Genomic DNA, 17881 nt, shown 5'->3' with positions numbered 1-17881 from the left:
GATGGGCGATGGGCTCGCCGTCGATTGTAGAGCCGCCGCACGTTCAATCGACGTCGAACAGTGGAAACTGCCCGTTTTTCGCGGCATCGTCTTCCTCTTCCAGACGCACGCCCACACCGAGGAGCCGGACGGGCTTGTTGCGTCGCGCGAAGCCCTTCTCGAGCAGCGATAGTATCGTCGGCAGGTCCGTCGCTTCGGCCACGCATTCGACCGTCGTCCGCTGAAAATCGGCGAAGCGGATCTTGACGAAGAGCTTGCGCACCGCGGCAGCGGCGCTCGCCCGGCCGATGCGCGTATCGAGCTGCTCGGCGAGACGCCGGATTTCGCTCGTGCACTCTTCGAGCGTGCGCAGATCCGTCACGTAGGTCGTCTCGACGCTGATCGACTTGCGCTCCTGGTCGGCTTCGACGGGACGATGATCGATCCCGCGCGAGAGCTCGTAGAGGCGCCTGCCGAATTTCCCGAAGCGGCGATGCAAATCGACGACCGACCATTGCCGCAAATCGGCACATGTCACGATGCCGAGTTTTTCGAGCTTTGCCGCCGTCACCTTACCGACGCCAAAAATCTTGCGCACGGGCAACGCCGCGACGAATGCATCGACCTCCTCCGGCCGCACCACGAAAAGCCCATCGGGCTTGTTCCAGTCCGATGCGATCTTCGCGACGAACTTGTTCGGTCCCACGCCGGCCGAGACAGTTACGCCGACGGTCTCGCGCACCCGTTGGCGGATCTCGGCCGCCATCAGCGTGGCGCTTCCCTTGCAGTGCGTAGCACGAGTGACGTCGAGATAGGCTTCGTCGAGTGACAGTGGTTCGACGTCGGCCGTGTAATCGCGATAGATGGCCATGATCTGGCGCGAGGCGGTTCGATACTTTTCCATCGCCGGCGGCAAGATCAGCAGTTCGGGGCACTTTCGTACAGCGAGTGCGGACGACATGGCGGAGTGAATGCCGAAGCGCCGCGCTTCGTAGTTGCAAGTGGCGATGACGCCGCGCTGCTCGGGCCGGCCACCGACGGCAAGCGGCCGACCGCGCAGGCTGGGGTCGTCGCGCATCTCGACGGACGCATAGAAGCAGTCGCAATCGCAATGGATGATCTTGCGTGAAAAGTCGGCACGAGCGAGTGCCGCCTGGGCGCCCGGGGGCGCAGACTCGGGATCGACGGCAGATGTGGGGGACCGGTCGCGCGTGCTCAAGGTGGCGATACTGTACAAAAACACAGTTCAGGTTTCAAGCAGTTCGCCGAGGCGCTAGGGCCGGTTCTTTATGAGTCCGATGGCCTGCTGATTCTCTAACATCCAGTTAGCCGTCACCCCGCACCGAAACCGGATCAATTCCACTATGCGCTCGAAATCGCGTTGCAGATCGCGTGAAAAAATCGGTTCATGGTGCGCTATCCGATTGCGTAATTTTCGGACCTGTTCGAGGCTGGCGTAAATGCGTTGCCTTAGTTTGTCGACGGGCTGCTCTGAGTCAAGGTACGGCAGCACATGTCGCATCTGCGGATTCCAGATTCGCACGTCGAAACGTCCCGTGAACATTTTCTGCCAGAAGACGAAGTTCAGTTCAGGAATGACCTTCCCGGTGGTCGCCGCTCGGCGTCGCGCACATTGCAGGTCATAACGAGCGTTGTAGCCAACTGCCGGAGCAGGCAGCGCATGTTCGAAGGTTTGCGACCAAGCCCAGCGCTCACCGTAGGTGCTCTCGAGTGCATCGGCCACGGCGTTGCGCATAACAACCTCGCAAACGTGTAAGGGCACGAGCAGTGCCGCGGAGACCTGCGCGTTCCAGGCGTAAAGAGCGAGTACCGCCGTGTCGCTACCGTGGGCGCCGGCCGCTCCTTCGTAGGTGCTCATTCTGGGCGCCGACAGCGCCCGCTTGATGGCCTGGACAGTTTCTGACGTTGACGACATAGTTGACTGGGCTTTATACTACGTTGGCTAGCCACGGGACTTGCGGGCGAAAGCCTCCCCCCGAGGACACACGAAAGTTCAAAAGCCCACCGAAAGGTGGGCTTTTGTTTTTTCGGATCTTACGAACTGGCGTCGCAAGTTGGGCGCAATAAGCGCAAAAACCGGACTGATTGAAGAACAGCTGCGCGCATGTCGACGAGCGCCATCGGGCAGACGCGCCATAGGCGACAGCATTGGAGTCCACATGATCCAACCATTCCTGCTTGACCTTCCAGACGAATTCGAAACCGACCGCCTGCACATCAGGTGCGTCAAGCCGGGCGACGGCGCCAAGGTCTATGAGGCTTTACGCGAGTCGATCGACTCGTTGCGCCAATTCCCTGCCTCGCTGCCCTGGGCTCTCGAAGAACCGTCGCTCGAAGCCTCCGAAATTTATTGCCGGGAAGGATTCGCAAAATTCATCGCTCGGCGGGACTTTCGGTTCCTGGTTCTGCTTCGCGGTTCGGATACGCTCGTCGGATGCTGTGGGCTGCATCGTCCGAATTGGAAGGTACCCACCATCGAAGTGGGCTGGTGGGGCCGGACTGCTTATCTCGGAAGCGGCTACGTCAGCGAAGCCGTCACAGGACTGATCAAGTTTGCGTTCGCACAGCTTCCCGTGCATCGCGTGGCCGCGTTCGTCGATGACCTCAACGAAAAAAGTGCTCGTGTGTGCGAACGCGCGGGGATGACGTTTGAAGGCCTGCTGCGCAATGAACGCGTCGACCCCGACGGTACCTTGCGCCACACCCGCGTCTACGCAACGATTCGCGAGCGTGTCGCCTAGCAACAGCGTTGTGGCAGAGGGGGGATGCACGCCCGGATCGGGAGCGCACAAAGACAAAACCCGCCAATACGTAGGCGGGTTTTTCGATTGGTTGCGGGGGTAGGATTTGAACCTACGACCTTCGGGTTATGAGCCCGACGAGCTGCCAGACTGCTCCACCCCGCGTCAGAGAAGTGAAACTATAGCGCGAATTTCATGTGCCGTCAAACCTTCGATACTTTGCTCTTATCGGCGCGCGCCGCGCACCGTCATCCTCTCCGTCGCATGTAGCGGACCCGGTCGCCCGCCCCTACGATCGGACGAAACGATTCGGGCGACACCTCAATGCGAATGACGCGGATCGCCATGCGTTTCGACCACCTTCAGATAGAGCGTCGCAGGCTCGAGACATCCGCCTGTCGAAAGTTGCCCCACGAATTGCCGGTAGATTTCCTGCCACGGCGTCTGCGATGGCGGAACCTGCAGCGTCGCCTCACCGCGGCGGCGCGCTAACTCCGCTTCGTCGACGAGTACGTCGACACGCCGCGCATTGAGGTCCACCCGCACGCGGTCGCCTGTGCGCAGCAATGCGAGGCCGCCGCCCACGGCCGCTTCCGGCGACATATTCAGGATCGAGGGGCTCGCCGACGTACCGCTTTGCCGCCCATCGCCCATACATGGCAGCGAGTCGATGCCCCGCTTCACGAGCGCCGCGGGCGGCGCCATGTTCACGACCTCGGCGCTGCCGGGATAGCCGACAGTGCCACAGCCGCGAATGACGAGTATGCAGTGCTCGTCGATTGCGAGCGACGGATCGTTGATCCGCGCGTGGTAGTCCTCCGGGCCGTCGAACACGATCGCACGGGCCTCGAACGTATTCTCCGCGCCGGGCTCGCTGAGATACGTCTTGCGGAACGCGTCGCCCACGACCGACATCTTCATGATCGCGCTGTCGAAGAAATTGCCCGTCAGCACGATGAAGCCGGCACGCTGCTTCAGCGGCTCGTCGAATCGGCGAATGACATCCCCGTCCGCATCAGGCGCCGCGCTGGCGATCTCAGCGATCGTACGACCCGACACCGTGACGCACTCCCCATGCACCGAACCGGCCGTGTGCAATTGGCGCAGGACCGCGGGCACGCCGCCCGCGCGATGGAATCCCTCGCCGAGATACTCGCCCGCGGGCATGCAGTTCGCGAGCAGCGGCACGTCTTCACCGAGGCGCTGCCAATCCTCTAGGCTCAACTCGATTCCCATATGGCGCGCGATGGCAATCAAATGCGGCGGACAATTCGTCGAAGCGCCGAGCGCGGAAGCGACGACGATCGCGTTTTCGAATGCTTCGCGAGTGAGAATCTTCGATGGACGCACGTCCTCGCGCACGAGTTCGACGATACGCTTGCCCGTCGCATAAGCCATCTGCCCGCGCTCGCGATAAGCCGCCGGGATGGAAGCGCACCCGGGCAGCGACATGCCGAGCGCTTCGGCCAGGCTGTTCATCGAAAGCGCCGTGCCCATCGTATTGCAATGACCGATCGAAGGCGATGCCGCGACGGTGAGCTCCATGAACCCTTCATAGTCGATCTCGCCGGCCGCGAGCAAGTTGCGCGCATGCCAAATGACGGTACCGGACCCCACGCGTTTGCCTTGGTACCAGCCATCGAGCATCGGCCCGCCCGAGAGCACGATCGCAGGCAGGTCGACCGTCGCGGCCGCCATCAGGCAGGCCGGTGTCGTCTTGTCGCAGCCCGTCGTCAGCACGACGCCGTCGAGCGGATAGCCGTGCAGCACCTCGACGAGGCCCAGATAAGCGAGATTGCGATCCAGCGCCGCGGTCGGCCGGCGGCTCTGCTCGGCAAGCGGATGGACGGGAAACTCCATCGGAATGCCGCCCGCGTCTCGAATCCCGGCCTTCGTGCGTTGCGCGAGTTCGATATGGTGTCGATTACAAGGCGTGAGGTCGTTGCCCGTCTGCGCGATGCCGATGATGGGGCGGCCCGACTGCAATTCCTCGCGCGTCAGGCCGTAATTCATGAAGCGTTCGACGTACAGCGCGGTCATGTCCGCGTGGGCCGGGTCGTCGAACCATTTCTGGCTTCGCAGTCTTCGTGTCGTCGTCGATGACATGTCGTATTCCTTTGCCGAGCCTTTGCCGGGGAATCCAGGTTAAGCACTGTTGCGATTGTTTGCACGGAAATGCGATCGTCGCAACCCGGCTTTGATCGCAGACCAGCGCGTTCGGTGTCAGAGGCCGCCGTACCACCCCGCATCGACAAAGTACTCTCGTCCCGAGCAGCGCTCGGCATCGTCCGATGCGAGAAAGAGCGCCATGCGCGCGACATGGTGAGGCTCGATGCGCTGCGGCAAACACTGATCGGCGACGAGCTTTGCCTCGCTTTCGGGCGACTGCCAGAGCTTCATTTGCCTTGGGGTCTTCACGGCGCCGGGAATGATCGCGTTGACGCGGATGCCAAAGCCGCCGAGATCGCGGGCGAGCCCACGCGTCAGGCCTTCGATGCCTGCCTTCGCTGTCATGTAGATCGACAAGCTGGGCAAAGCAAGGTGCCATGAGATAGAGCCGAGATTTAAAATGGCGCCGTTGCCCGCCTTTTTCATCACGGCAGCCGCATGCTGCGCGCAAAAGAACTGATGCCGCAGGTTGACCGCGATGCGCTCGTCCCAGTACTCGGCGGTGACGGTCGCGAACTCGTGCCGATCGTCGTTCGCCGCGTTGTTGACGAGAACGTCGATCGTACCCGCGTGAGCCTCGACTTCGGAGAACAAGCGCGCTATCGCCGCCACATCGCGCAAATCGCAACGGTAGAAACGCGGCGGATGCGTGCAATCGGCAAGCTTTCGTTCGAGCGCGACTGAATCGGCTTCGGCCACATCGGCGAAGAAGACGCGGGCGCCCTGCTGCGCGAACGCTTCGACGATCGCCGCGCCGATACCGCTCCCTCCCCCCGTGACGACGACGGTCTTCCCGCTCAAGCTGGGGTAAATTGCATACGACATGCGAGTTCCGATCAGTTCGTTAGTACTGCTTGATGTTACGCCGCACCGGGCGCCCTGCCTACGGCGCTATCGGCGCGCGGGGCGACCGGAGGGGGGTGCCCTCGGAGGCAGTCCCTTTAGGGACATCCCGCTTCAGCGCTTATTCGATCCAGATACGACATCGATCCACACGGCGAGCACGAGGATCCCGCCCTTCACGATCATTTGCCAGTAAGCGTCGACATCGAGCATCGACATCCCGTTGTCGAGACTGGCCATGACGAGCGCGCCGATCAGCGCGCCGTAGACCGTGCCCGATCCGCCGCGCATCGACGTGCCGCCAATGAAGCACGCGGCGATCGCATCGAGCTCGCCCATCGTGCCCGCCGACGGCGATCCCGCCGCGAGCCGTGCGGTGTTGACGATGCCGGCGATCGCGCACATGAGGCCCATCAACGCAAAGACGGCAAGCTTGACCCGATTCGTATCGACGCCCGAAAGACGCGTGGCTTCCAGATTGGAGCCGACCGAATAGATGCGGCGCCCGAACACCGTCTGCGTCGCGATCCATGTGAAGATGCCGAGCAGTGCCAGCACGAGCAACACCGGCACCGGGATGCCGCCGTAGCTGTCGAGCACGGCCACGAAGACGGCCAAAATGACGCCCGCGCCCACGATCTTCATGCCGTCCTGCCACATCGGCAGCACCGGCAGCTCGTAGCGGCGCCGGTTGCTACGCTGCCGGACCGTCAGAATCGCAAGGAGTACGAACAAAACGACGGCGAGGGCGTCGCCCGCGAAGCGGGGCAAGTAGCCCTGCCCGATGAAGACGAAACGGTCCGACACCGGTGCGATCGTCGAGCCGCCGGTCAGGCCGAGCAATACGCCACGGTATGCGAGCATGCCGCCGAGCCCGACGATGAACGAAGGCACGCGCCGATACGTCGAGAGCCATCCGTTGAACATGCCGGCCAGCACGCCGAGCGCGAGCGCGATCGGCACCGTCAGCGCGATCGGCCATTGCCGGTTCACGTCCAGGATCGCCGCGATGCCGCCCGCCAGACCGAGCAGCGAGCCCACGGACAAATCGATCTCGCCCGCGATGATCACGAAGACCATGCCGCAGGCGAGCATGCCGCTGATCGACATTTGCCGCAGCAGATTGGAGAGATTGCGCGGTGTCGCGAACGCCCCATGCGTGAGGATGGAAAAGAAAAGCCAGATGGCCGCGACGGCAAAAAGCAGCGCGAGGATCTTGTAGCGTGCAAAAAGTTGCTGAACGCGCTGCGTGCCGGCGAGGCCCGCGTGCGATGCGCCGCCCCTTGAGCGCGAAGAAATCGTATCGGGTGTCATGCATGCGCCTCGTTCAAGTCCACGGCGTCCCCGACGGGCTGAATCGCGGCCGTGAGTATCTGTTCCTGCGTGAGACCGTCGTTGATGAAATCGCCACGCAGCTGGCCTTCGCCGATCACGAGCACGCGATCGCTGATGCCGAGCACTTCGGGGAGCTCCGACGACACCATCACGATCGCCATGCCGGCCTTGGCGAGTTGGAAAATCAATTTGTAGATCTCGTACTTCGCGCCGACATCGACGCCGCGCGTCGGCTCGTCGAGTATCAGTACCTTCGGCTCGGTCAGCAGCATGCGCGTGAGAACGGCCTTTTGCTGATTGCCGCCGGAAAGGCTCGCGATCGAGAGCATCGGGTGCGCCGCCCGAACCGATAGCCGCTGCATCTCCTTGCGGATCGTATCGAGCTCGGCGGCCGCGTCGATCGCGCCGCGCCTGGCGAACCGCTTCAGCACGGCGAGCGTGATGTTGTGCCCCACGCCCAGCTGGGGCACGATGCCGTGGCGCTTGCGATCCTCCGGCACCATCGCGATGCCCGCGCGTATGGCATCGGAGGGTGAGCGGATCGTCAGAGGCTTGCCCTCGAGCACGACGGCGGCGGAACTCGCCCCGGGATAGGCACCGAAGATCGCGGACATCAACTCGGTCCGCCCCGACCCGACGAGCCCGGCCACACCGACGATTTCGCCGCGGCGCACGCTGAACGACACGTCGTCGACGCGTTTGCGCCGCGGATTCGTCACGTCGAAGCAAGTAACGTTGCGCGCTTCGAAGACAACCTCGCCAATCTCATGCGGTTCGCGCGGAAAGAGATTCTTGATCTCGCGGCCCACCATCAACGAGATGATTCGATCCGTCGAAAGCGCGCGCATCGGCTCCGTCGCCACGTGCCGGCCGTCGCGGATGACGGTGATCGTGTCGCAGACGGCTTCGACTTCATCGAGCTTGTGCGAGATGTAAACGCACGCCACGCCGCGCCGCTTCAGGTCGCGGACGATGTCGAGAAGAATCTTCGTTTCCGAGGCCGTCAGCGATGACGAAGGTTCGTCGAGGATCAAGAGGCGCGCTTTCTTGTTGAGCGCCTTGGCGATCTCGATCAACTGCTGATGGCCGCCGCCATAGTTCATCACAGGCTGCGCGGCATTGATGCCATGAATGCCGAGTCCGTGCAGCAGCTCGTCGGCACGACGATACATCGCGGCATAGTTCATCCGCCCGCCGGGCAGCGTGATTTCGTTGCCGAGAAAAATGTTCTCCGCCACCGAAAGCTCGGGCACGAGCATCAATTCCTGATGGATGATGACGATACCCGCCCGCTCGGTATCGCGCACGCTCGCCGCCTTCAGCTCCTCCCCTTCCCAGAGGATCGTGCCTTCCCACGTGCCATGCGGATAAACGCCCGAGAGCACTTTCATCAGCGTCGATTTGCCCGCGCCGTTCTCGCCGCACAGGCCGACGCATTCACCGGGGGAGACGCTCAGGTCGATGCCGTCGAGCGCCTTCACGCCGGAGAATGCTTTGACGATGCCCTTCATCGTCAGCAGAGGTTGCGTCATTCGATCTGTCTCGCTCCAATGCGCGGGGCGTGCGCGCGCCCCGATCCGTCAGGACCAGGACGCCGGGCGACGCCGCGCGCAGTATCAGCCTCCCGCGTTGCCGGGGCTCACTGGCTCGCGAGCTGAGCCTGCGTGTAGAAACCGTCCTTCACGACGACGTCGGCGTTTTTCTTGGTCAAGAGGATCGGCTGCAGCAAGATGGTGTCGACCTTCTTCTTGCCATTGTCGTACTGCGCGTTATAAGCCGGCTTCTCGCCCTTCGCGAGCTCGACGGCCAGCTTGGCCGCTTCGCTTGCGATGGTCTTGATCGGCTTGTACACCGTCATCGTCTGCGTGCCCGCCATCACACGCTTGACCGCCGCGAGATCGGCGTCCTGCCCGGAGATCGGCACCTTGCCCGCGAGATGCTGGGCCGCGAGCGCCTGGATCGCTCCGCCGGCCGTGCCGTCGTTCGATGCCACGATCGCGTCGATCTTGTTGCCATTGGCCGTCAATGCGTCCTCGACGATCCGCATCGCCGTCGAAGCACTCCACTCGGGCACCCATTGCTGACCGACGACCTTGATCTCGCCGCGATCGATCGCGGGTTGGAGCACCTTCAGCTGACCTTCACGCAGCATTTTCGCGTTGTTGTCGGTAGGCGCGCCGCCCAGCAGGAAGTAGTTGCCTTTCGGCTTTGCATCGTAGACGCCCTTCGCCTGCAGCTCGCCGACCTTCTCGTTGTCGAAGGAGATATAAGCGTCGACATCGGCGTCCAGAATCAGCCGGTCATACGAGATGACCTTGATGCCAGCCTTCTTGGCCTCGGCAACGACATTGCCGAGCGTTTTCGAATTGAAAGGCACGATGACGATGACATCGACGCCGCGGGAAATCAGGTTTTCGATTTGCGATATCTGACGTTCCTCGCTCGCATCGGCCGACTGAACCGACACGGTCGCACCGAGCTGTTTCGCCGCGGCCACGAAATAATCGCGATCTTTCGACCAGCGCTCGACGCGCAGATCGTCGATGCAAAAGCCGATCTCGGGATGGTCCTTGCTCGCGTGCGCGAGCGGCGCGGCAAAGGTCAGGCCCGCGAGTATCGCTGCACTGACGAGCGAACCCAGGAACGAACGGCGTGCAGTCAATTTCATGTCTCACTCCTTGCTTGTTGGTATTGGCGGCCCCGAAGAAGCGGCTTGTTGGGGCTCCCGAACGAAGTCACCCGGGGGCGCCCTGGAGAGAGAGCCGTTCGGAGACTCCCGAAGGATGTCCCCTTGGGGGACGCCGGCCATACTGCCGCGCACACCGTCGAGCGACAATTGCGAAATTGCGCAGCGCCGATAATGTTTCTTGCCGGTGCGCGGCACTTGGCTCGCGTGCATCGGACTTCCCGCATAGAATCGCTACCAACGCCGAACGGGCCGCCGATCAGGCATCGGAGCGCGCCCGCGCCAGACAAGGAGACGAGCATGCATGACGCCGGACGTGCGCTGCCGCACATGGCCCTGGGACGAGGGCGCCGATGACGAAGCGCGACGCTCCGCAGCGCGCGCAAAAGGCCCACCGCATCGCTCTGCTTTTCAACGCAAACAAGGTCTACGACCGCGAGATCATTACGGGCGTCGGCCACTATCTGCTCTCCACCCGGATCGGCTGGGACGTCTTTCTCGAAGAGGACTTCCGCTGTCGTCTCGGGGGCATCGAGCGTTTCGACGGCGACGGCATCATCGCCGACTTCGACGATCCGGCCGTCTGCGAGGCGCTCAGCGACTGCCCGCTGCCCGTCGTCGCGGTCGGCTCTTCGTACGAAGACGCATCGGACTATCCGGCGGACGTCCCATATATTGCGACGGACAACACGAAGCTCGTCTCGCTTGCCTATACCCATCTGATCGGCGCCGGGCTCACGAACTTCGCGCTCTACAGCCTGCCGCTCTCACAGAACAACCGCTGGTCGCACCAGCGCGAGTTGGCGTTCGCTCGCTTGCGGGCCGCCGACGGCCGCGCGCCCGAAGCCATCGACGCGGAGATTTATCGCGGCCTTTCCACGAGCGCGCCGACCTGGAATCAGGCAATCGATCAGTTGACGCAGTGGCTCCATGCATTGCCGAAGCCCGTCGGTATCATCGCGGTGACGGACGCGCGTGCGCGGCATCTGTTGCAGGCCTGCCTGATCGCCGGCATTCCGGTGCCCGAGGACGTCGCGATCATCGGCATCGACAACGATCCGCTCGCGCGCACACTGACGCGCATCCCGCTTTCGTCCGTGGCGCAAGGCACCGAGGAAATGGGACGCACGGCCGCGCATGTGCTGCATCAGATGTTGCGCGGCGCACGCTTCCCCGGGCGGCGCATCCTCGTGCCGCCCGTCGGCATCAACGTGCTCGAATCGACCAAGCACAGGCCCGTTGCAAGCCCGTATGTCGCGCGTGCCCGGCATTTCATCCGGCAATACGCCTGCCGGGGGATCCGGACGGAGCAGGTCGCCGACTACGTGGGCGTGTCGCGCTCGTCGCTCGAAGAGCATTTCCGCCGGGAGCTCCAGTGCACGATCCACCAGGAAATCCTGCGGCAAAAGCTCGATGCGGCCAAGGCGCTGCTCGCGAAGGGCGATACGCCGAGCGCCGACGTCGCGATTCGCTGCGGCTTCACTTCGTTGCAATATATGTATGCCGTCTTTCGCCGTGAGCTGGGCTGTACGCCGCGCGAATTTCAGGACCGCGCGAAAATGGCGGTCCAATGATCCGCGCGCCGGCGGCTTTCTGTTTCGTGGCCTGACCTCCCGCCCTTTCTTTCGAATTCCTCGATGATGAGCACCGCAAGATTGTCTTCCGAGCCCTGGGGCACCCTCCCCGGCGGCGACCTCGCCCGCCTCTTCACGCTTCGTAACGCTCAGGGCATCAGAATTGCCATCAGCGACCTCGGCGCAACACTCGTCTCATGGCATGCGCCCGATCGCGCGGGCCGGCTCGGCGACGTACTGCTCGGGCATGACTCGCCCGCCGACTACCTGGAATCGACGGCCTACATGGGCGCGATCGTCGGTCGCTGGGCGAACCGAATCGCCGGTGCGCGCTTCGAGCTTGACGGCATCGAATACACCCTCGATCGCAATGAGGGCGACAATCTGCTGCACGGCGGCGGCGCCGGTTTTCATCGAGCGCTCTGGGATGCCGAGGAAGATGACGGCGCGCTCGTTCTGCGCTTGAACTCGGACGAAGGAGAGGCCGGCTTTCCCGGCAACGTGACCGTGTCGGTCCGTTATGCGCTCGACGACGATGGGGAGCTGACGATCGACTACGAGGCATACACGGATTCGCCGACACCGCTGAACCTGACGAACCATGCCTATTTCAATCTGACGGCCGAACCGAACGCCGATATTCGCGGGCATTTGATGACGATCGACGCCGACCGCTTTCTCGAAGTCGACGCCTCGCTGATCCCGTTGCGCGAAAGTCCCGTCGCGGGAAATGCTTTCGACTTCCGCCAGAGCGCGCCGATCGGCGCGCGGCTCGAATGGCCGCATGGGCAGCTTTCGCTTGCGGGCGGCTTCGACCATTGCTACGTGCTGTCGTTTGGGCAAAACAACGGCGAAACGAGTGGCACGGCGGGTACCGCTCGACCGGTCGCGCGGGCGTACGATCCCGGCAGCGGCCGGGAGCTGACCGTATCGACCGATCAGCGCGGCCTGCAGTTCTATACGGGCAATTATCTCGACGGCGTGCGCGGCCGCAACGGGCATCGCTACGCGCGTCACGCCGGGTTCTGCCTCGAAGCGGGGGCGTTTCCGAACGAAATCAATATGGCGAGCCGCGATCACCTGATCGTGCGTCCCGGCAAGCCATACCGGCAACTAACGAAGTACCGGCTCAGCGTGGCCGAGTAAGGGCTCAACGGCTCAGTATCCGAAGAAGTCCTCGCTGTGTATCGAGCTCTCTGCGATGCCCATGTCGGCAAGCGTCGCGCACATCGCCTCGACGAACATCGGAGGGCCGGCGACATAGTAGACAGGCTCGGGGAAATGGCCCGCCGCCTGCTGCAAGAGACTTTCGTCGACAGGCCCCGTCTTGCCGTTCCAATGGATATTGGATTTGCTCGCTTGCGTCATCGTTGCGACGAGGCGGAAGTTAACATTGACCCGTTCGAGTTGCGTCAGTTCGGAAAGAAACGGTGCGTCTTCCGGCCGGCGGTTCGAATAAACGAGCATCAGGTACTGAGGGGATTGGTCGTTCGCGGCCTGGCGCGCCATGCTGAGGAACGGGGTGATGCCGATGCCGCCCGCGATGATCACGGCGGCGCGCCGCGAGTTGTCGTGCAGCGTCAGCGAGCCATATGGCCCTTCGATGCGCACCGGCGTGCCGACCATGAGCCGCTTGAGCGCCAGCTTGAACGTGCTCGCGGCACGCATGCGCGTGGCGATGGCGAGCTTATTTTCGAACGGCGCGCTGACGATCGAAAACGTATGACGGGCGCCTTTCGCCTCGGCAACCTCCGTCTCAACGAGAATCAAGTCGATCGCTTGCCCGGCTTTGAAATCGAAGCCCTGGGGCCGCTCGAACTCGAAGATCATCGTATCGGCGGCGACGATGTCGCGCGCGATCAGCTTGGTCTCATAGGTGCTCATGGCAACCCCCAGGCCAATAACGACAATCGCATCATCCTGCAATGTGGCGGATTCGTCCAGGGGGCCGCCAACGCCGCACCCCTGCATCGATCATGCCGGGTTGCGTCGCGCCTGGTCGCCGCACGGCAACCATCGCCGCTCAATCCCAACGCGCATCGCGCACCTGGACGACACCGGCCTCGACGCGAACCGGAAAGACCACAACGTCCTCATAGGCTGGCGGGCTGAGCGCTTTTCCGGTTTTCACGCAAAAGCGCGCGCCGTGTCTCGGGCAAACTACGACATCGCCGTCGAACGTCCCACCCGTCAGGACGCCGCCATCGTGCGTGCAGAGATCCTCAATCGCAAAATACTCGCCGCCGACATTGAACACGGCGACTTGCGTGCCGTCGATGTTGACGCTGCGCACGGACCCCGGCGCAAATTCATCGAGCTTCGCTACGTTGAGCCAGTCGGACATGAGGTAATTTTCAAACGAGCCCCAATTGCAGGCGAGCGGCTTCCGACATCCGCTCCCTTGACCAGGGCGGATCCCAAACGAGCTCGACCACCGCATCGTTGACGCCATCCACCGAGCGCACCGCGTCCTCGACGATCGAGGGAAACGTCTGCGCAACGGGGCAACCGGGCGCGGTTAGCGTCATGCGCACGCCGACGCGGCCCTCGCCTTCATCGACGGCGAGCTCATAGACGAGCCCGAGATCGTAAATGTTGACGGGAATCTCGGGATCGAACACGGTCCGCAACGCCTCGATCACACGCGTCTGCAGATCGCCATAACCGTCATCATCGGCCTTGTTGCCACGCCGCAACCAATCCATCGCCTTCATCGCATTCGCCCATCATTCCGTGGAGACCGTTCCTGTTTCGTCGCGCAACGCCGCATGGAGCGTATGCCAAGCCAGCGTCGCGCATTTCACGCGCGCCGGAAACTCACGGACGCCCGAGAGCGTCGCGAGCTTGCCGAGCGCCGCCTCGTCGGCGAGAGGCTGGCCGGGAGGCGTCGTCACCATCTCGTGGAAACGCCCGAACAACGCTTCAGCCTCGGCCTCGGTCCGCCCCTTGAGCGCTTCTGTCATCAGCGACGCCGAGGCCGTCGCGATGGCACACCCGGCGCCTTCGAACCGCGCATCCTTCACGATGCCCTCTTCGACGAGCAGATAAAGCGTGATGCGGTCGCCGCAAAGCGGGTTGTAGCCGTCGGCCTTGTGGTTCGCGTGAGCCAGCACGCCGCGATTCCTCGGCTGCCTGTAGTGGTCGAAGATCACTTCTTGATAAAGGTCGCGCAAATCGCTCATCGCCCGAAGACCTCCTCCACCTGCGTCATTGCCGCGACCAGCGCGTCGATGTCCTCGCGTATGTTGTAAAGCGCGAACGAGGCACGCACCGTGGCCGGCACCCCGAAACGCTGCATGACCGGCATCGCGCAATGATGCCCCGCGCGCGCCGCGACGCCGTGGTGATCGAGAATCGTCCCCACGTCGTGCGCGTGAACGTCCTCGTGAACGAACGACACAATCCCGGCCTTGTGGTCGGCCGTGCCGATCAGCCGAACGCGCGGCAACGCACGCATCGCGTCCGTCGCATAAGCGAGCAGCGCGGCCTCGTGCGCACCGATGACATCGACGCCGATCGCGTCGACATAATCGAGCGCCGCCGCGAGCGCGATCGCGCCGGCGATATTCGGCGTGCCCGCCTCGAATTTCCATGGGATCGCGTTGTATGTCGTCCGCTCGAACGTCACCGAGCGAATCATGTCGCCGCCGCCTTGCCACGGCGGCATCGCTTCAAGCCGGTCCGCTTTGGCGTACAGCACGCCGATGCCCGTGGGACCGTAAACCTTATGCCCCGAAAACGCGTAGAAATCGCAGTCCAGCGCCCTGACGTCCACCGGCAGATGCGCGATGGCCTGCGCGCCGTCGAGCAGCACCGGCACGCCGCGGGCGTGCGCGATTTCGATGAGCCGCGCGACTGGGTTGATCGTGCCGAGCGCGTTTGACACATGGGTCAGAGCGACGATACGCGTACGCTCGCCGATCATTCGCTCGTATGCGGCGATGTCGAGCGCGCCCCGGTCGTCGATCGGCACGACGACGAGCCGGGCACCGGTTTGCTCGCAGACGATCTGCCACGGCACGATGTTCGAATGATGCTCCATCGCGCTGATCAGAATCTCGTCGCCGGGTGCGACGCGCGGCCGAACGTCGCTTTGGGCGACGAGATTGATGGCCTCGGTGGTACCGCGCACGTAGACGATCTCTTCCGGCCGCGCCGCGTTGATAAAGCGCGCAATGCGCGCGCGCGCCGCCTCGTAGGCCTCCGTTGCCCGCTGCGAGAGCAGGTGCACGCCGCGATGGACATTCGAATTCGTATGCTCGTAGTAGCGGCGCTCCGCTTCGATGACGGTCGCGGGCTTATGCGTCGTTGCACCGTTGTCGAGGTAGACGAGCGGCTTACCGTGCACGCGTTCGCGCAGGATCGGGAAATCTTCACGCCAGCGCGCCACCGCGTCGCGGTCTGGAATCGTCGTCACGGGTTCGATCAGCTTCATGTCAATTCGCGGATACGTTCGGCTTCTGGCGTGCGGGCCAGCAGCAGCTTCGCGAGCCGCGCGCGCACCGAATCGGCGCCGACGCGATCAATGACATCGCGCGCAAACGCCCAGACTAGCGTTGCGCGTGCGACAGGCTCGTCGATTCCGCGCGCCCGCAGATAAAAGAGCTGGTTATCGTCGAGCCGGCCAACCGTCGCGCCGTGCGTGCACTTCACGTCGTCGGCATAGATTTCGAGCTGCGGCTTGGTATCGATCTCGGCATCGCGCGAAAGCAGCAGGTTTTGATTCTCGAGATGCGCATCGGTCTGCTGGGCGCCCTGATGGACGATCACGCGTCCATCGAACACGCCGTGCGATGCGCCGTCGAGTACGCCCCGGTAGTGCTCGCGGCTCGTGCAGCGCGGCAACTCGTGGTCGATGCGCGTGTGATGATCGAGGTGCTGGCGCGAACCGGCGAAGTAGAGCCCCGTCAAGTCCGTGCGCGCGTCGGTTCCGCGAAAGCGGACATCGATCTCGATTCGAGAGAGCGTGCCGCCGAATGCGAAAGAATGCGATGCGACGTGGCTTGCGCGCTCCTCGGCGATGTCGACGCGAGCGACGTGAAAGGCGCGGCGCGCCTCTTCCTGGACACGGCAGTGCTCGACGTCGGCACCGGCGGCCGCCTCGATATGCGTCACCGCGTTCGTCAGATAGCTGTCGTCCGCGATGCCGACGAACTGCTCCACGATGGAACAGCGCGAGCCTCGCGCGGCGAGAACGACATTGAAGGGATGCGTGGCGAGACCCGCTTCGTCGGCGATGAACAGCATCTGCATCGGTCGCTCGATCCGGCAGTCCGGCGGCAACGCGACGACATAGCCATCGCTGAGAAACGCGGTATTGAGCGCGGCGAATCCGTCATGCGGCATGACGCGCGCGATCAGCGGCTCCATGCGCTCGGGGAATTCGCGGAGCGCGCGCGTGAGGCTGCCGACGAAAGCGCCTTCGGGCAAGCCTTGCAATTGCGAAAGCTTGGGCGCGTGCCGTCCGTTGACGAACACGAGGCGTACCGCTGATTTATCCAAGACCAGATCGTCGACGATCGGCGATACGTCGACATTGTCGCCGCGCGGAGATGCGAAATGCCACGCGTGCTGCTCGATCGGTGCGACGTTCGTGTACTTCCATTCCTCGGCGTGCGTGGTCGGAAAGCGCAGCGCCTCGAACCGTTCGAACGCGTGGCGCCGCGCGCTGCGCAGCCACCCGAGTTCCGCGCCCGGAAGCGTCTTCGCGAGCGTGCGGAACGCGTGGCGATAGAGGTCGAGGGTCGAGTCGGTCATTGCGATGCCTCTTCTTCCGTCACCCAGCCATAGCCCTTGCTCTCCAACTCGAGCGCAAGCTCGCGCGTACCGGATTTGACGATGCGGCCCTGCGAAAGCACATGGACACGATCGGGCACGACATAGTCGAGCAGCCGTTGATAGTGCGTAACGATCACGATCGCGCGCTCCGGACTGCGCATCCGGTTCACGCCGTTCGCAACCGTCTGCAGCGCGTCGATATCGAGACCCGAGTCCGCTTCGTCGAGGATCGCAAGCTTCGGCTCGAGCACGGCAAGTTGAAGAATTTCGTTGCGCTTTTTCTCTCCGCCCGAGAATCCTTCGTTGACGGCACGATAGAGCAGACTCTCGTCCATCTGCATCAGCGCCATCTTCTCCTTGACGATCTGCAGGAATTCCATCGCGTCGAGCTCGGGCTCGCCGCGATGCCGGCGCTGCGCGTTGAGCGCGGCCTTCAGCAGATAGACGTTGCTGACACCCGGTATTTCGACGGGATACTGAAATGCGAGAAAGAGCCCCTCTTTCGCACGCTCTTCGGGCGCGAGCGTGAGCAGATCACGATCGCGATAACGAATCGTTCCGCCCGTCACGACGTAATGATCACGCCCCGCCAAGACATGCGCGAGCGTGCTCTTGCCCGACCCGTTCGGGCCCATGATCGCGTGCACTTCGCCTGCGCCGACGCTGAGGTCCAGGCCGCGCAGGATCGGTTTGCCTTCGACTTCGACGTTCAGGTTGCTGATCTCGAGCATCATTGTCGTCCTTTCAGCCACGTT

The 17881-nt window shown here is 63.2% G+C and carries 17 protein-coding genes and 1 tRNA gene; 3 read left to right on the top strand and 15 right to left on the bottom strand.

What is annotated here, in order from left to right:
* Nucleotides 1–43 precede the first annotated feature (43 nt).
* Together dinB and AB4Y31_RS05090 are read right to left on the bottom strand one after the other, a co-directional pair.
* Nucleotides 44–1222 carry a DNA polymerase IV gene (gene dinB / locus AB4Y31_RS05095; protein ID WP_368672968.1) on the bottom strand — a complete coding sequence of 393 codons (1179 nt, stop codon included), beginning with the start codon at nt 1220–1222 and terminating at the stop codon, nt 44–46.
* Nucleotides 1223–1252: 30 nt separating this feature from the next.
* Nucleotides 1253–1858, bottom strand: coding sequence for a hypothetical protein (locus tag AB4Y31_RS05090; RefSeq protein ID WP_368672967.1), 606 nt, complete (start codon nt 1856–1858; stop codon nt 1253–1255).
* Nucleotides 1859–2159: 301 nt separating this feature from the next.
* Between AB4Y31_RS05090 and AB4Y31_RS05085 the strand changes: the two genes are divergently transcribed.
* Nucleotides 2160–2741 carry a GNAT family N-acetyltransferase gene (locus tag AB4Y31_RS05085; RefSeq protein ID WP_368672966.1) on the top strand — a complete coding sequence of 194 codons (582 nt, stop codon included), beginning with the start codon at nt 2160–2162 and terminating at the stop codon, nt 2739–2741.
* 88 nt (nt 2742–2829) lie between these two features.
* On the opposite strand, the gene AB4Y31_RS05080 is transcribed toward AB4Y31_RS05085, so the two are convergent.
* The 6 genes from AB4Y31_RS05080 to xylF all read right to left on the bottom strand — a co-directional run bounded on the left by AB4Y31_RS05080 (nt 2830) and on the right by xylF (nt 9756).
* Nucleotides 2830–2906 (bottom strand) — tRNA-Met (locus tag AB4Y31_RS05080).
* A 156-nt stretch (nt 2907–3062) separates the two neighbouring features.
* Complete coding sequence (locus AB4Y31_RS05075) at nt 3063–4847, bottom strand: IlvD/Edd family dehydratase (RefSeq protein ID WP_368672965.1); 1785 nt, start codon at nt 4845–4847, stop codon at nt 3063–3065.
* 117 nt (nt 4848–4964) lie between these two features.
* Nucleotides 4965–5735, bottom strand: a complete 771-nt coding sequence (locus AB4Y31_RS05070) for an SDR family NAD(P)-dependent oxidoreductase (protein ID WP_368672964.1) — start codon at nt 5733–5735, stop codon at nt 4965–4967.
* Nucleotides 5736–5867: 132 nt separating this feature from the next.
* A complete protein-coding gene (locus AB4Y31_RS05065) occupies nt 5868–7067 on the bottom strand; it encodes a sugar ABC transporter permease (RefSeq protein ID WP_368672963.1) in 1200 nt (399 codons plus the stop codon).
* Nucleotides 7064–8620, bottom strand: coding sequence for a D-xylose ABC transporter ATP-binding protein (xylG, locus tag AB4Y31_RS05060; RefSeq protein ID WP_368672962.1), 1557 nt, complete (start codon nt 8618–8620; stop codon nt 7064–7066). The genes AB4Y31_RS05065 and xylG overlap by 4 nt, the downstream gene beginning before the upstream one ends.
* A 107-nt stretch (nt 8621–8727) precedes the next feature.
* The gene (gene xylF, locus AB4Y31_RS05055; RefSeq protein WP_018440246.1) at nt 8728–9756 is read right to left on the bottom strand and encodes a D-xylose ABC transporter substrate-binding protein; all 1029 of its coding nucleotides are present in this window, start codon (nt 9754–9756) and stop codon (nt 8728–8730) included.
* A gap of 371 nt (nt 9757–10127) precedes the next feature.
* Here xylF and AB4Y31_RS05050 point away from each other — a divergent pair, with 371 nt between their 5' ends.
* On the top strand, nt 10128–11348 hold the full coding sequence (locus AB4Y31_RS05050; RefSeq protein WP_368672961.1) for a XylR family transcriptional regulator: 1221 nt from the start codon (nt 10128–10130) through the stop codon (nt 11346–11348).
* 63 nt (nt 11349–11411) lie between these two features.
* On the top strand, nt 11412–12494 hold the full coding sequence (locus AB4Y31_RS05045) for an aldose epimerase family protein (RefSeq protein ID WP_368672960.1): 1083 nt from the start codon (nt 11412–11414) through the stop codon (nt 12492–12494).
* A gap of 12 nt (nt 12495–12506) precedes the next feature.
* Here the strand turns inward: AB4Y31_RS05045 and AB4Y31_RS05040 are convergent, their stop codons facing one another.
* The 7 genes from AB4Y31_RS05040 to sufC all read right to left on the bottom strand — a co-directional run bounded on the left by AB4Y31_RS05040 (nt 12507) and on the right by sufC (nt 17857).
* The gene (locus AB4Y31_RS05040) at nt 12507–13232 is read right to left on the bottom strand and encodes a ferredoxin--NADP reductase (protein ID WP_368672959.1); all 726 of its coding nucleotides are present in this window, start codon (nt 13230–13232) and stop codon (nt 12507–12509) included.
* 139 nt (nt 13233–13371) lie between these two features.
* Nucleotides 13372–13692 (bottom strand): non-heme iron oxygenase ferredoxin subunit, encoded by a 321-nt coding sequence (locus AB4Y31_RS05035; RefSeq protein ID WP_368672958.1) that lies wholly within the window; start codon nt 13690–13692, stop codon nt 13372–13374.
* A gap of 10 nt (nt 13693–13702) precedes the next feature.
* Nucleotides 13703–14062, bottom strand: a complete 360-nt coding sequence (locus AB4Y31_RS05030; RefSeq protein WP_368672957.1) for an SUF system Fe-S cluster assembly protein — start codon at nt 14060–14062, stop codon at nt 13703–13705.
* Between the two features lie 12 nt (nt 14063–14074).
* Nucleotides 14075–14530 carry a Fe-S cluster assembly sulfur transfer protein SufU gene (sufU, locus tag AB4Y31_RS05025; RefSeq protein ID WP_368672956.1) on the bottom strand — a complete coding sequence of 152 codons (456 nt, stop codon included), beginning with the start codon at nt 14528–14530 and terminating at the stop codon, nt 14075–14077.
* Nucleotides 14527–15783, bottom strand: a complete 1257-nt coding sequence (locus tag AB4Y31_RS05020; RefSeq protein ID WP_368672955.1) for a SufS family cysteine desulfurase — start codon at nt 15781–15783, stop codon at nt 14527–14529. The genes sufU and AB4Y31_RS05020 overlap by 4 nt, the downstream gene beginning before the upstream one ends.
* The gene (gene sufD, locus AB4Y31_RS05015) at nt 15780–17105 is read right to left on the bottom strand and encodes a Fe-S cluster assembly protein SufD (RefSeq protein WP_368672954.1); all 1326 of its coding nucleotides are present in this window, start codon (nt 17103–17105) and stop codon (nt 15780–15782) included. The genes AB4Y31_RS05020 and sufD overlap by 4 nt, the downstream gene beginning before the upstream one ends.
* Nucleotides 17102–17857 (bottom strand): Fe-S cluster assembly ATPase SufC, encoded by a 756-nt coding sequence (gene sufC, locus AB4Y31_RS05010; RefSeq protein ID WP_368673451.1) that lies wholly within the window; start codon nt 17855–17857, stop codon nt 17102–17104. The genes sufD and sufC overlap by 4 nt, the downstream gene beginning before the upstream one ends.
* Nucleotides 17858–17881: the final 24 nt, after the last annotated feature.

It is taken from the genome of Trinickia sp. EG282A (assembly GCF_040965455.1).
GTDB classification, from domain to species: Bacteria; Pseudomonadota; Gammaproteobacteria; order Burkholderiales; family Burkholderiaceae; genus Trinickia; species Trinickia symbiotica.
The sequence above is the reverse complement of the archived record's forward strand: the minus strand, read 5'-3'. Positions and strand labels throughout refer to the sequence as shown.